Annotated in this window: 13 protein-coding genes; 8 read left to right on the top strand and 5 right to left on the bottom strand. The window is 61.5% G+C overall.

What is annotated here, in order from left to right; genetic code table 11:
- Nucleotides 1-73: 73 nt before the first annotated feature.
- The 5 genes from dapD to map form a co-directional block, all read right to left on the bottom strand.
- Nucleotides 74-1,108 carry a 2,3,4,5-tetrahydropyridine-2,6-dicarboxylate N-succinyltransferase gene (gene dapD, locus VMP31_RS04665; RefSeq protein ID WP_325504565.1) on the bottom strand — a complete coding sequence of 345 codons (1,035 nt, stop codon included), beginning with the start codon at nucleotides 1,106-1,108 and terminating at the stop codon, nucleotides 74-76.
- Between the two features lie 35 nt (nucleotides 1,109-1,143).
- The gene (locus VMP31_RS04660; RefSeq protein WP_325504563.1) at nucleotides 1,144-1,485 is read right to left on the bottom strand and encodes an ArsC family reductase; all 342 of its coding nucleotides are present in this window, start codon (nucleotides 1,483-1,485) and stop codon (nucleotides 1,144-1,146) included.
- 1 nt (nucleotide 1,486) lies between these two features.
- Nucleotides 1,487-2,698, bottom strand: coding sequence for a succinyldiaminopimelate transaminase (dapC, locus tag VMP31_RS04655; RefSeq protein WP_325504561.1), 1,212 nt, complete (start codon nucleotides 2,696-2,698; stop codon nucleotides 1,487-1,489).
- 73 nt (nucleotides 2,699-2,771) lie between these two features.
- The gene (locus VMP31_RS04650; RefSeq protein ID WP_325504559.1) at nucleotides 2,772-5,474 is read right to left on the bottom strand and encodes a [protein-PII] uridylyltransferase; all 2,703 of its coding nucleotides are present in this window, start codon (nucleotides 5,472-5,474) and stop codon (nucleotides 2,772-2,774) included.
- A gap of 39 nt (nucleotides 5,475-5,513) precedes the next feature.
- The gene (map, locus tag VMP31_RS04645; RefSeq protein WP_325504557.1) at nucleotides 5,514-6,296 is read right to left on the bottom strand and encodes a type I methionyl aminopeptidase; all 783 of its coding nucleotides are present in this window, start codon (nucleotides 6,294-6,296) and stop codon (nucleotides 5,514-5,516) included.
- Nucleotides 6,297-6,569: 273 nt separating this feature from the next.
- On the opposite strand from map, the gene rpsB reads away from it, so the two are divergent.
- The 8 genes from rpsB to rseP all read left to right on the top strand — a co-directional run bounded on the left by rpsB (nucleotide 6,570) and on the right by rseP (nucleotide 13,986).
- Nucleotides 6,570-7,313 carry a 30S ribosomal protein S2 gene (rpsB, locus tag VMP31_RS04640; protein ID WP_275961183.1) on the top strand — a complete coding sequence of 248 codons (744 nt, stop codon included), beginning with the start codon at nucleotides 6,570-6,572 and terminating at the stop codon, nucleotides 7,311-7,313.
- Nucleotides 7,314-7,496: 183 nt separating this feature from the next.
- Entirely contained in the window at nucleotides 7,497-8,363 is an 867-nt protein-coding gene (gene tsf, locus VMP31_RS04635) for a translation elongation factor Ts (RefSeq protein ID WP_325504553.1), read from the top strand.
- A 190-nt stretch (nucleotides 8,364-8,553) separates the two neighbouring features.
- Nucleotides 8,554-9,297: a UMP kinase gene (gene pyrH / locus VMP31_RS04630; protein ID WP_325504551.1), complete on the top strand. Its 744-nt coding sequence runs from the start codon at nucleotides 8,554-8,556 to the stop codon at nucleotides 9,295-9,297.
- Complete coding sequence (gene frr, locus VMP31_RS04625) at nucleotides 9,294-9,851, top strand: ribosome recycling factor (RefSeq protein WP_325504549.1); 558 nt, start codon at nucleotides 9,294-9,296, stop codon at nucleotides 9,849-9,851. Before pyrH ends, frr begins: the two co-directional genes overlap by 4 nt.
- 16 nt (nucleotides 9,852-9,867) lie before the next feature.
- Nucleotides 9,868-10,623 carry a polyprenyl diphosphate synthase gene (gene uppS / locus VMP31_RS04620; RefSeq protein WP_325504548.1) on the top strand — a complete coding sequence of 252 codons (756 nt, stop codon included), beginning with the start codon at nucleotides 9,868-9,870 and terminating at the stop codon, nucleotides 10,621-10,623.
- Nucleotides 10,623-11,438, top strand: a complete 816-nt coding sequence (locus tag VMP31_RS04615) for a phosphatidate cytidylyltransferase (protein ID WP_325504546.1) — start codon at nucleotides 10,623-10,625, stop codon at nucleotides 11,436-11,438. The genes uppS and VMP31_RS04615 overlap by 1 nt, the downstream gene beginning before the upstream one ends.
- A complete protein-coding gene (ispC, locus tag VMP31_RS04610; protein WP_325504544.1) occupies nucleotides 11,435-12,634 on the top strand; it encodes a 1-deoxy-D-xylulose-5-phosphate reductoisomerase in 1,200 nt (399 codons plus the stop codon). Before VMP31_RS04615 ends, ispC begins: the two co-directional genes overlap by 4 nt.
- Nucleotides 12,634-13,986, top strand: a complete 1,353-nt coding sequence (gene rseP / locus VMP31_RS04605) for a sigma E protease regulator RseP (protein ID WP_325504542.1) — start codon at nucleotides 12,634-12,636, stop codon at nucleotides 13,984-13,986. Before ispC ends, rseP begins: the two co-directional genes overlap by 1 nt.
- Nucleotides 13,987-13,993: the final 7 nt, after the last annotated feature.

Genomic DNA, 13,993 nt, shown 5'->3' with positions numbered 1-13,993 from the left:
CTGCGATATGCGCACTAAAGAGCGTGAAACGCTCGGTGCGCACGGCGCACCCTACCGTCGGGCATCCCTGGAATCAGTTGTGCGCGTGCAGGGCTTCATTTAGTTCGATCGCCGACTTGTGGGTCTTGCACTCCACCGCGCCGGTTTGCGAGTTGCGGCGGAACAGCAGGTCCGGCTGGCCAGCCAGGTCGCGGACCTTCAGCACCTTGACCAGCTTGTTGTCGGCATCCAGCAGCGCCACCTTGGTGCCGGCAGTGATATACAGGCCGGATTCCACGGTGTTGCGGTCGCCCAGGGGGATGCCGATACCGGCGTTGGCACCGATCAGGCAGCCTTCGCCGACGGAAATCACGATATTGCCGCCGCCGGACAGGGTGCCCATGGTCGAGCAGCCGCCGCCCAGGTCCGAGCCCTTGCCGACGAAGACGCCCGCAGAAACGCGGCCTTCGATCATGCCCGGGCCTGCGGTGCCGGCGTTGAAGTTGACGAAGCCTTCGTGCATCACGGTAGTGCCTTCACCCACGTAGGCACCCAGGCGCACGCGCGCGCTGTCGGCGATCCGTACGCCGCTCGGCACCACGTAGTCGGTCATCTTGGGGAACTTGTCCACCGAGAAGACTTCCAGCAGGTCGCCTTTCAGGCGCGCTTCCAGTTGACGCTCGGCCAGCTCGCCGAGATCGACTGCGCCCTGGCTGGTCCAGGCCACGTTCGGTAGCAGCGGGAAGATGCCGGTGAGGTTCAGGCCGTGGGGCTTGACCAGGCGGTGCGACAGCAGGTGCAGCTTGAGGTAGGCCTCAGGTGTGCTGGTCAGCGGGGCGTCTTCGGCGAGCAGGGTGACCACCAGCGGCTTCTGGCTTTCGGCCAGGCGGGTGAGCAGGGCGGACTGCGCGGCATCAACATTTTTCAGCGCTTCGGCCAGATCGCCGGCCTGGCTGTTGTTGATGGCAATGGCCTGGTTGCCACCCTGGTAGCTGAGTTTTTCCAGCACCTTGCCGACCACTTCGCTGCTTGGGTTGAGCAGGGGCTGGGCGTAGAAGACTTCCAGCCAGTTGTTCTGACGGTTCTGGGTGCCAACGCCGAAGGCCAGGCTGAAGAGGGTCGTGGTCATGTTGCTTTCCTTAACGCGAATTCAATGGGGGTTGTTCAAGCCAGCTCGGCGGCATAGCGCTCGGGCTTGAAACCAACCAGGGTCTTGTTGCCGAGATCCAGCACTGGACGCTTGATCATCGACGGTTGGGCGAGCATCAGCTCGATCGCCTTGTTCTGGTCGAGGTCGGCTTTTTGCGCCTCATCCAGCTTGCGGAAGGTGGTGCCGGCACGGTTGAGAATGATTTCCCAGCCATGTTCGTTGCACCACCTTTCCAGGTTCTCACGGTCGATGCCTACGGTTTTGTAATCATGAAAGACGTAGCTTACCCCGTGCTCGTCGAGCCAGGTGCGGGCTTTTTTCATGGTGTCGCAGGCTTTTATTCCAAACAGGGTCATGTCAGAGGCTCTTCACAAAGTCGCGGATACGTTCGGCTGCAGCTACGCACTCGGCCAGTGGCGCGACCAAGGCCATGCGCACACGGCCGGCACCTGGGTTGCTGCCGTCCACAGCGCGCGACAGGTACGAGCCGGGCACCACGGTGACATGCTCGCGGGCAAACAGCTCGCGGGTAAATGTTTCATCGTCTATCGGGGTTTTCGCCCACAGGTAGAAGCCGCCATCCGGGCGCTGCACATCCAGCACGCCGTCGAGAGTCGCCAGCACCGCGTCGAACTTTTCGCGGTACAGGTTGCGGTTGGCTTTGACGTGGGCTTCGTCGTTCCAGGCCGCGACGCTGGCCAGCTGGGTTTGTACCGGCATGGCGCAGCCGTGGTAGGTACGGTACAGCAGGAATGATTTCAGAATGTCGGCGTCGCCGGCCACGAAGCCCGAGCGCAGGCCCGGCAGGTTGGAGCGCTTGGACAGGCTGTGGAACACCACGCAGCGTTTGAAGTCATGCCGCTCGAGTTCAGCGCAGGCCGTCAGCAGGCCGGCCGGTGGGTTGGCCTCATCGAAGTACAGCTCGCTGTAGCACTCGTCGGCTCCGATCACGAAGTCGAATTTGTCGGCCAGGGCGATCAGCTTCTTCAGCGTTGGCAGCGGAATTAGCGCGCCGGTGGGGTTGCCCGGCGAGCACAGGAAGAGGATCTGGCAGCGCTGCCAGACCTCGTCACTGACTGCGTCGAAATCGGGGTTGAAGCCATGTTCTTCCAGGCACGCCAGGTAGTGCGGCTGTGCGCCGGCGAGCAGGGCTGCGCCTTCGTAGATCTGATAGAACGGGTTAGGGCTGACCACCAGGCCCGGCCCTTGAGGTGGAGAGACATCACGCTGTACCACTGCCTGGGTAAAAGCAAACAGCGCCTCGCGGGTGCCATTGACCGGCAGCACATGGCGCGCCGGGTCGAGCACGCCGGCCGGCAGGCCGAAGCGGCGGCCGCACCAGTTGGCGATGGCTTCGCGCAGCGCCGGGATGCCCAGGGTGGTCGGGTATACCGCCATCTGATCGAGGTTGGCGGCCAGGGCTTCAGCGACAAAGGCCGGCGAGCGGTGCTTGGGTTCGCCGATCGACAGGGCGATGGGTGACTTGTCCGCCGCCGGCTGGGCGCTGCTGAGCAGGGCGCGGAGCTTCTCGAAGGGGTAGGGCTGTAACTGCTGCAGGGCGTTATTCATGCTGGGTTCCTGGATACTGCGCGCGGCTGCCGGTGGTGGCCGGCACGCCGCTTGTCGCGTCAAGCGGCGGTGATCAGAAGGTAATGGGGTGGTTTTCGCTTTTCTTGCCGGGGTCATCCGACAGTTGCAGCACTATGGCTTCCTGCAGGCGGGTGCAGAGCTCCGGGTCGGACAGCGGTTGGTTGTGGGCGTCGGTGACGAAGAATACGTCTTCCACTCGCTCGCCCAGGGTGGCGATCTTGGCGTTCTGCAGCGACAGGTCGAAGTCGAGGAAGATCCGCCCGATCCGCGCCAGCAGGCCGGGACGGTCCGGGGCGGTCAGCTCGAGGATGGTCACCGGGCGATGGGCGTCGTTGTGGATGGTCACCTGGGGCGCGAAGGCAAAGTGCTTGAGCTGACGGGCGACCCGACGTTGGATGATGGTCGGGTAGTCGTCGGGGTTCTTCAGCGCGTCGACCAGGCCCTGACGGATCTGCTTGATCCGCGCTGGGTTGTTGCCGATCGAGCTGCCGTCCGCTTCGAGCACGATATAGGTGTCGAGGGTGAACTGGCTGGTGGAGGTCAGAATCCGCGCGTCGTGAATGTTCAGGTTGAGTTGGGCCATGGCCGCCACCGTCACGGCGAAGAAGTCGTGCTGGTCCGGGGCGTAGATAAAGATCTGGGTGCCGCCCTCGAACTCGCGCTGGGTGGTTTCCTTGATCAGTACCAGTGGCTCGCCGTCGTCCGGGTGCTGGAGGATGGCGTCGCAGTGCCAGGCCACATCCTCGGCGCTGTGGCGCAGGAAGTAGTCGTCGCCCAGCTGCGACCAGAGCTGCTCGGCATCGTCCGGGTCGAGGCCGCCACGCACCAGGATGTCCAGGGCGCTGTTCTGGGTCAGGCGAATCTGTTCTTCACGGTCCAGCGGGTTCTCCAGGCCGCGGCGCAGGGCGCGCTTGGTCTCGGTGTACAGCTGGCGCATCAGGCTGGCCCGCCAGGAGTTCCACAGGCTCGGGTTGGTGGCGTTGATATCGGCCACGGTCAGCACGTAGAGGTAGTCCAGGCGGGTCTGGTCGCCGACCAGGCGAGCGAAATCGAAGATCACCTGCGGGTCGGACAAATCCTTGCGCTGCGCCGTGGTGGACATCACCAGGTGGTGCTGGACCAGCCAGACGATCAGCTTGGAGTCCCAGTTGGGCAACTGATGGCGGGCGCAAAATATTTCTGCATCCACTGCGCCGAGTTCCGAGTGGTCGCCGCCACGGCCCTTGCCGATGTCGTGGTAGAGCCCGGCCAGGTAGATCAGCTCAGGCTTGGGCAGGGTCTCCATCAGCTCGCTGGCCAGGGGGAATTTTTCCGCCAGCTCAGTCCACTTGAACTTACGCAGGTGTTTGATCAGGTTCAGGGTGTGCGCATCGACTGTATAGATGTGGAACAGGTCGTGCTGCATCTGCCCGATGATATGGCCGAACTCCGGCAGGTAACGGCCGAGGATGCCGTAGCGGTTCATCCGCCGCAGGTTGCGGTGGATGCCCTGGGGGCTCTTGAACAGCTCGATAAACAGGCTGGTGTTGCGGATATCGCGGCGGAAATCCTCATCGATCAGGTGCCGGTGTTCGCGCAGCAGGCGGATGCTGTCGGCGCACACGCCTTTGATATCCGGGTGCTGGGCCATCAGCACGAAGACTTCCATGATGGCGAACGGGGTGCGCTTGAATACGTTCGGGTGGGTGACTTCGATATAGCCGTCACGCAGCTGGAAGCGGCTGTTGAGCTGGCTGGCCGGGCCGACTTCGCCGGCGCGCAGAATCTGTTCTTCGAAGTGCTGGTTGACCAACTCGCTGAGTTCGGCGATGGCCATCACCACACGGTAGTACTTCTGCATAAAGCGTTCGATGGCGCGCTTGGGGTCGCTGTCCTCGAAGCCGAGCAGAGCGGCGACCCGGCTTTGATGGTCGAACAGCAGACGGTCTTCGGCGCGGCCGGCAAGCATATGCAGGGCGTAGCGCACCTTCCAGAGAAACTCCTGGCTGGCGGCGAGCAGGGCGTATTCGCTTTCCAGAAGAAAGCTTTGGTTGACCATGGCGTGCAGGTTGAGGGTGCCGGAGTGGCGGCGGGCGATCCAGAGGATGGTCTGGATATCGCGCAGGCCGCCCGGCGAGCCTTTGACGTTGGGCTCCAGGTTGTATTCGGTGTCGTTGTATTTGCTGTGGCGAGCACGCTGTTCTTTGTGCTTGGCCAGGTAGAAATGCTTGCTCGGCCACATCTGCTCGGTGCTGGTGACCGCCTGCATACGTTGGCGCAGGCGCTCGGGGCCGGCGATGGTGCGGCTTTCCATCAGGTTGGTGACCACCGTCAGGTCGGCGCGGGCTTCCTCGGCGCATTCGTTCACCGAACGCACGCTTTGCCCGACTTCCAGGCCGATGTCCCAGAGCAGGGTGAGGAAGCGTTCGATCGGTTCGCGGAAGGTTTCGTGGTCGTTGCTGTTCAGCAGGATCAGCAGGTCGATATCCGAATAGGGGTGCAGTTCGCCGCGGCCGTAGCCGCCCACCGCCAGCAGGGCGATTTCAGCATCCGCGCTCCAGGACAGGCGATCCCAGGCTTCGCGCAGAATCTGGTCGACGAACCAGGCGCGATCCTCGACCAGGCGGCGCACGTCGCGGCCGGCTCTGAAGCGGGCATCGAGGGCGTCGTGGGCGCGGCGAATGGCCTTCTTGAACGCGGCGATGGGGCTGGATTTGAGCGCCAGCTCCGCCTGGAACTGGCCACGGTCGAACAGTTCGGGATCTACCTGCGGCATGCAACAGCCTTCCTTCTATAAAGCAGACACGGCGAGGGCTCAGGCCGAGGTGCGCGGGATGCTGTCATCGCTGCGCAAAGTGAAGATCTCGTAACCGTCGGCAGTCACCAGAATGGTGTGTTCCCACTGGGCGGAGAGCTTGCGGTCCTTGGTGATCGCGGTCCAGCCGTCACCCAGAGTGCGGGTTTCCGGGCGGCCCTGGTTGATCATCGGCTCAATGGTGAAGGTCATGCCTTCTTGCAATTCCATGCCGGTGCCGGCGCGGCCGTAATGCAGGACCTGTGGTTCTTCATGGAACACCGCGCCAATGCCATGGCCGCAGTATTCACGTACCACGGAGAAACCGTTCTTCTCTGCATGCTTCTGGATCACCTCGCCGATATCGCCCAGGCGCGTGCCCGGCTTGACCAGCTCGATACCTTTATACATGCACTCTTGGGTGATCTTGGCCAGGCGCTCGGCCCACTCGGGGACCTTGCCGACCATAAACATCTTGCTGGTATCGCCGTGGTAGCCGTCCTTGATCACGGTGATGTCGATGTTGATCACATCACCTTCTTTCAGCGGCTTGTCATTCGGGATGCCGTGGCAGACCACGTGATTGACCGAGGTGCAGATCGACTTGGGGAAGCCTTTATAGTTGAGCGGCGCGGGAATGGCCTGCTGCACGTTGACTATATAGTCGTGGCAGATGCGGTCGAGTTCTTCGGTGGTGACGCCGGGTTTGACGTGCTCGCCGATCATTTCCAGAACCTCGGCAGCCAGGCGACCGGCTACGCGCATTTTCTCGATTTCGGCGGGCGTTTTGATGGTGACGGTCATATGCGGCTCTCGAACGCGAACAGAAAGGGCGTCATCTTAACAGCTTCAAGGCGCAAGCCATAAGCCGCAAGCAGGGTGGCAGCAACTTGACGCTTGAAGCCTGTAGCTTGCTGCAGCCCTTTATGGTATAAAACGCGCCGCTTTACGGGCTACAGGCCCGAAAGCTTAAACCCACACACGTATCGACACGGTTTCCTGGGTGCCTTGCGACGAGTTCGCACGGTTGGAAGCTGGGATACGTGGAGGCCTAACCCGACTTATCAAGGAACTATCATGTCCCAAGTCAACATGCGCGATATGCTGAAGGCCGGTGTGCACTTCGGCCACCAGACCCGTTACTGGAACCCGAAAATGGGCAAGTACATTTTCGGCGCGCGCAACAAGATCCACATCATCAACCTTGAAAAAACCCTGCCGATGTTCAACGAAGCGCTGTCCTTCGTTGAGAAACTGGCTTCGGGCAAAAACAAGATTCTGTTCGTGGGCACCAAGCGTTCCGCTGGCAAGATCGTTGCTGAAGAAGCAGCACGTTGCGGTTCGCCGTACGTCGATCATCGCTGGTTGGGCGGCATGCTGACCAACTACAAAACCATCCGCGCCTCGATCAAGCGTCTGCGTGATCTGGAAGTTCAGTCCCAGGACGGCACTTTCACCAAGCTGACCAAGAAAGAAGCCCTGATGCGCACCCGTGATCTGGAAAAACTGGATCGCAGCCTGGGTGGTATCAAGGACATGGGCGGTCTGCCAGACGCTCTGTTCGTGATCGACGTTGACCACGAGCGCATTGCTATCACCGAAGCCAACAAGCTGGGCATCCCAGTTATCGGCATCGTCGATACCAACAGCAGCCCGGAAGGCGTTGACTACATCATCCCAGGTAACGATGACGCCATCCGCGCCATCCAGCTGTACATGGGTGCAATGGCTGACTCGGTAATCCGTGGTCGCACCAACGCTAACGGCGGCACCGACGAATTCGTCGAGCAAGCCCCGGCTGCAGAAGCTGCTGAAGGCTAAGTAAAGCGCGCATAGCGTTTGCTTAGTTCGCAAAAAGGGGGCTTGGCCCCCTTTTTGCCACCTTGAAAACCATCGCCGACGTGTAGTTGCAATTGTTTCTAGTCATTGTCGGCAATGCGTTACGAATTGAGCGCCCGTTTTTGGCGGGTGGAATGGTTAACAACCTATCCAGAGGATTTTGAAATGGCAGAAATTACTGCAGCGTTGGTTAAAGAACTGCGTGAGCGTACTGGCGAAGGCATGATGGATTGCAAGAAGGCCTTGACCAAGGCTGGCGGCGACATCGAAAAAGCCATCGACGACATGCGTGCTTCCGGCGCGATCAAAGCTGCCAAGAAAGCTGGCAACGTGGCTGCCGAAGGTGCCATCAGCATCAAGGAAGATGGCAAGACTGCCGTTATTCTCGAAGTTAACTCGCAGACCGACTTCCTGGCTCTGCAGGACGACTTCAAGAGCTTCGTTGCTGCCAGTGTCGAGAAAGCCTTCGCTGACAAGCTGTCTGCAGTTGAGCCGCTGATCGCTGCTCAAGAAGAAGCTCGTCTGGCTCTGGTTGCCAAGTGCGGCGAGAACGTCAATATCCGTCGTCTGGCGCGTATTGAAGGTGATGTTCTGGGTGCTTACCTGCACGGCAACAAGATCGGTGTTGTGGTTGTGCTCAAGGGCGGCAGCGTCGACCTGGCCAAAGACATCGCCATGCACGTAGCTGCAAGCAACCCTGAATTCCTGCTGCCTTCGGAAGTTTCCGCTGAAGCCATCGAGCGCGAGAAAGCCGTGTTCGTCAGCCTCAACGAAGACAAGATCAAGGGCAAGCCGGCTGAAATCGTCGAGAAGATGGTTGCCGGTCGTATCCAGAAGTTCCTTGCTGAAGCCAGCCTGGTTGAGCAAGCCTTCGTTAAGGATCCGGAAATCAAGGTCGGTGCTCTGGCCAAGAAAGCCGGTGCTGAAATCGTTTCCTTCACCTACTTCAAGGTTGGCGAAGGCATCGAGAAGCCGGTCGACAACTTTGCTGAAGAAGTTGCTGCGCAAGTAGCTGCTGCCAGCAAGCAGTAAGACGGCTAACCGCTGTCGCCCCGAAGAGGCTGCCCGCTAACGCGCGCGGCCTCTTTGTCAAATTAGGGGGATGGCAGGCTGTAACGGGTGATTGGGCTTCGGCACCAACCGCTCAGGGCGCTGTCGAAGCGCTCGATAATGGCGGCCCGCGGGGGCGCACAGAATTCTAACGCCGCAGGAGAGACTGGTAATGGCTCAGCAGGTGAGTGGTCGTCAACCGCGCTATAAGCGCATTCTGCTCAAACTTAGCGGCGAAGCCCTGATGGGGTCGGAAGACTTCGGTATCGACCCCAAGGTGCTCGATCGCATGGCGCTGGAAGTCGGCCAGCTGGTCGGTATCGGCGTACAGGTCGGCCTGGTGATTGGCGGTGGCAACCTGTTCCGTGGTGCGGCGCTGAGCGCTGCCGGCATGGACCGGGTCACCGGCGACCATATGGGCATGCTGGCCACTGTGATGAACGCCTTGGCCATGCGCGACGCGCTGGAGCGTTCGAATATCCCGGCCATCGTTATGTCGGCCATCTCCATGGTTGGGGTGACCGACCACTACGACCGGCGCAAGGCGCTGCGTCATCTGAAGACCGGTGAGGTGGTGATTTTCGCCGCTGGCACTGGCAACCCGTTCTTCACCACCGATTCGGCTGCCTGCCTGCGCGCCATCGAGATCGATGCTGACGTGGTGCTCAAGGCAACCAAGGTGGACGGTGTGTACACTGCCGATCCGTTCAAGGATCCGCACGCCGAGAAGTTCGACCGTCTGACCTACGATGAAGTACTCGACCGCAAGCTGGGCGTCATGGACCTGACGGCAATCTGTCTGTGCCGCGACCATAATATGCCGCTGCGGGTTTTCAATATGAACAAGCCCGGTGCCCTGCTGAATGTTGTAGTGGGTGGTGCCGAAGGCACTCTGATTGAGGAAAACAAAGAATGATCAACGCGATCAAGCAAGACGCCCAAGTGCGCATGCAGAAGAGCCTGGAATCGCTGCTCCATGCATTCAGCCGTATCCGTACCGGTCAGGCTCATCCGAGCATCCTCGGCGGCGTGATGGTGCCTTACTACGGCTCGGACACCCCGCTGAACCAGGTGGCCAACGTCACCGTCAAGGATTCGCGCACCCTGCAGGTCGTGGCCTTTGAGCGCAATATGCTGGCGGCCGTCGACAAGGCCATCCAGAGCTCCGGTCTGGGTTTCAACCCGACCAACCTGGGCGAGCTGCTGCTGATTTCCATGCCGGCCCTGACCGAAGAAACCCGCAAGGGCTTCACCAAGCAGGCCCGTGATGCTGCCGAAGATGGCCGTGTTGCCGTGCGCAATATCCGTCGCGATGCCCTGAGCCAGTTGAAAGACCTGGTCAAGGAAAAGGAAATCAGCGAAGACGAAGAGCGCCGCGCCGCTGACGAGATCCAGAAGCTGACTGACAAGTTCGTGGCCGAGATCGAAGTGGCTGTGAAGCAGAAAGAAGCGGATCTGATGGCCGTTTAACGGCCAGGGTATCGTCATGGACAAGACCAAAGACGGTAACCAGGTCGCTGTGCCGCGGCATGTGGCGATCATTATGGACGGCAATAACCGCTGGGCGAGAAAGCGCCTGCTGCCGGGTGTTGCCGGCCATAAAGCCGGTGTCGATGCGGTGCGTGCGGTTATCGAGGTGTGTGCCGAGGCCGGGGTTGAGGTATTGACCCTGTTCGCCTTCTCCAGTGAAAACTGGCAGCGCCCGGCCGAGGAAGTCAGTGCGTTGATGGAGCTGTTTCTCGGTGCGCTGCGCCGTGAGGCCAAGCGCCTCAACGACAATGACATCAGCCTGCGCATTATCGGCGACCGCTCGCGTTTTCATCCCGAGTTGCAGGCGGCCATGCGTGAAGCCGAGGCGCAGACCGCCGGCGATAAGCGCTTTGTCCTGCAGGTGGCGGCCAACTATGGCGGTCAGTGGGATATCGCCCAGGCCGCTCAGCGGCTGGCGCGGGAGGTTCAGGGTGGCCATTTGCGCGCCGAAGATATCACCCCCGAGCTGCTGCAGAGCTGCCTGGTAACCGGTGATTTGCCCTTGCCTGACCTGTGCATCCGCACCGGTGGCGAGCATCGCATCAGCAACTTCCTGCTCTGGCAGCTGGCTTACACTGAGCTGTATTTCTCCGACCTGTTCTGGCCGGATTTCAAACACGAAGCCATGCGTAAAGCCCTGGCCAATTTTGCTAGCCGTCAGCGTCGCTTTGGTAAGACCAGCGAGCAGCTGGCTGCCGAGGCGCGTAGCTAATGCTCAAGCAACGAATTATCACGGCGCTGGTGCTGTTGCCGTTCGCGTTGGGTGGCTTCTTTCTGCTCGACGGTGGGCTGTTCGCCCTGTTTATCGGAGCGGTAGTCAGCCTGGGGGCCTGGGAATGGGCGCGTCTGGCCGGCTTTACTGCTCAGGTGCAGCGCGTGGCCTACGCCGCGTTGGTGGCCGCGTTGTTGTTCGGTTTGTATCTGCTGCCTGCGTTGGCACCCTGGGTGCTGCTGCTTGGGGTTGTCTGGTGGGCGGTGGCGACCTTTCTGGTCTTGGGTTATCCGGCCAGCAGCCGTTACTGGACGCAGGTTCCGGTCAGGCTGCTGATAGGTTTGCTGATTCTGCTGCCGGCCTGGCAGGGCCTGGTGCTGTTCAAGCAGTGGCCTGAGGCGAATTGGCTGATTCTGGCGGTGATGGTGCTGGTCTGGGGCGCGGATATCGGTGCCTATTTCTCCGGCCGACGTTTTGGTAAGCGCAAGCTGGCCCCGCGGGTCAGTCCCGGCAAGAGCTGGGAAGGGGTGTTTGGCGGCTTGCTGGCCACCCTGCTGATTTGCCTGCTGGTGGGCCTCTACCGTGGCTGGTCGGCTCTCGACCTGTTCCTGGCCCTGGCCGGCACCGCCGTGGTGGTGCTGGTCTCGGTGGTCGGTGACCTGACCGAAAGCATGTTCAAGCGTCAGTCCGGGGTGAAGGACAGCAGCAATCTGCTGCCAGGCCACGGCGGCGTGCTGGACCGTATCGACAGCCTGACCGCGGCGATTCCGGTCTTCGCTGCTCTGTTGTGGCTGGCCGGCTGGGGCGCTCTGTGAGTCCTCTGCAGCAGGTCACCGTGCTCGGGGCAACCGGCTCAATCGGCCTGAGCACCCTGGATGTGATCGGCCGCCACCCCGAGCGCTATCAGATTTTTGCGCTTTCCGGCTTCAGTCGCCTGACTGAGCTTGAAGCCCTGTGCCTGCTCTACCGCCCGCGTTTTGCCGTGGTGCCCGAGGCCGCTGCCGCGCACCAGTTGCAGGTTGATCTGCGCGCCGCAGGTTTGGCCACTGAGGTGCTGCACGGCCCCGCAGGGTTGTGTCAGGTCGCCGCGCACCCCGAGGTGGATACGGTGATGGCGGCTATTGTCGGCGCGGCTGGCCTGCCGCCGACCCTGGCGGCGGTGGAGGCGGGCAAGAAGGTCCTGCTGGCCAATAAAGAAGCCCTGGTGATGTCCGGTGCGCTGTTTATGCAGGCGGTCAAGCGCAGCGGTGCCGTGTTGTTGCCCATCGACAGCGAGCACAACGCGATCTTCCAGTGCCTGCCCGGCGACTATGCTCGCGGCCTGCCGCAGGTCGGGGTGCGGCGTATTCTGCTGACCGCCTCGGGCGGTCCTTTCCGCGAGATGCCGCTTGCGCAGCTGCAGGATGTGACGCCCGAGCAGGCCTGCGCCCATCCCAACTGGTCGATGGGGCGCAAGATCTCGGTGGATTCGGCAAGCATGATGAACAAGGGCCTGGAGTTGATCGAGGCCTGCTGGTTGTTCGATGCCAAGCCTGCGCAGATCGAGGTGGTGGTGCACCCGCAGAGCGTGATCCATTCGCTGGTCGATTATGTCGATGGCTCGGTGCTGGCGCAGCTGGGTAACCCGGATATGCGCACCCCCATCAGCCATGCCCTGGCCTGGCCGGAGCGTATCGATTCCGGGGTCGCACCGCTGGATCTGTTTGCCGTCGCGCGCCTGGATTTTCAGGCCCCCGACGAACAGCGCTTTCCCTGTCTGCGCCTGGCGCGGCAAGCGGCAGAGGCGGGCGGTACCGCGCCGGCCATGCTTAATGCGGCCAACGAAGTGGCGGTGGCGGCCTTTCTTGAGCGGCGCATTCGCTTCCCGGAGATCGCGAGTATCATCGACAGCGTACTGAACGCCGAAGCCGTCCGGGCGGTCGAAAACCTGGATACGGTGCTGGCCGCAGATAAGCGTGCACGCAGTCTGGCGCAGCAATGCCTGGGCGGTAGTAGCCGCGGAGAAGTTTGATGAGTGCGCTTTATATGGTGGTGGGTACCCTGGTTGCGCTGGGGGTGCTGGTGACGTTTCATGAGTTCGGCCATTTCTGGGTCGCCCGTCGCTGCGGGGTCAAGGTGCTGCGGTTTTCCGTGGGTTTTGGCACGCCCTTGCTGCGTTGGCGTGACCGCCAGGGTACCGAGTTCGTAATCGCGGCCATTCCCCTGGGTGGCTACGTGAAGATGCTCGACGAGCGCGAGGGGGATGTGCCACCCGAGCAACTGGAACAGTCGTTCAATCGCAAGTCGGTGCGTCAGCGCATCGCCATCGTCGCGGCGGGGCCGGTGGCCAACTTCCTGTTGGCTCTGGTGTTCTTCTGGCTGGTGGCGATGATCGGTAGCCAGCAGGTGCGTCCGGTAATCGGTGCGGTCGAGAGTGGCAGCCTGGCTGAAGTGGCCGGTTTGCAGGCCGGTCAGGAAATAGTCGCGGTCAACGGTCAGACGACCCTGGGCTGGTCGGCGGTCAATCTTCAGTTGGTGCGCCGTCTTGGTGAGAGCGGCAACCTGAATCTGGCGGTGCGCGAGCCGGGTTCCACAGCCGATAGCCCGCGGCAGATCGCCCTGGATAACTGGCTGCGCGGCGCAGATGAACCCGATCCGATTGCTGCCTTGGGTATTCGCCCATGGCGTCCGGCGCTTGAGCCGGTGCTGGCGCAGCTCGATCCCAAGGGGCCTGCTGCGGCCGCCGGTCTGCAGGTGGGCGATCGCCTGCTGGAGTTGGATGGCCAGGCGCTGCAGGACTGGCAACAGTTGGTCGATCGGGTGCGTGGCCTGCCGGGCAAAACCGTGGCCGTGCTGGTCGAGCGGCAGGGCCAGCGTCTGGAGAAGACTCTGGCGTTGGCTGCGCGCGGTGAGGATGAGGCCCGTACAGGTTATCTGGGGGCTGGGGTGCAGGGCATCGAATGGCCCCCTGAAATGCTCCGACAGGTCAGCTATGGCCCTGTGGATGCGGTGTTCGAAGGGGCCAAACGCACCTGGACCATGAGCGTTCTGACCCTTCATTCATTGAAGAAAATGCTGTTTGGCGAGCTCTCGGTAAAAAACTTGAGCGGGCCGATAACCATTGCTAAAGTGGCGGGCGCTTCTGCTGAGTCGGGTTTTGGGGATTTTCTAACCTTCCTGGCCTACCTGAGCATAAGCCTGGGGGTTCTCAATCTGTTGCCCATCCCTGTTCTGGATGGGGGGCATCTGCTTTTTTATCTGGTCGAGTGGGTGCGTGGCCGCCCGCTGTCTGAACGGATACAGGGTTGGGGGATGCAGATTGGTATCAGTTTGATCATCGGGGTCATGTTGCTCGCCCTGGTAAACGATCTGAGCCGGCTGTAACCGCTAC

It is taken from the genome of Pseudomonas sp., assembly GCF_035512415.1.
GTDB lineage: Bacteria > Pseudomonadota > Gammaproteobacteria > Pseudomonadales > Pseudomonadaceae > Aquipseudomonas.
Note: the sequence above shows the minus strand (reverse complement) of the source record. Positions and strands in the feature narration are given on the sequence as shown.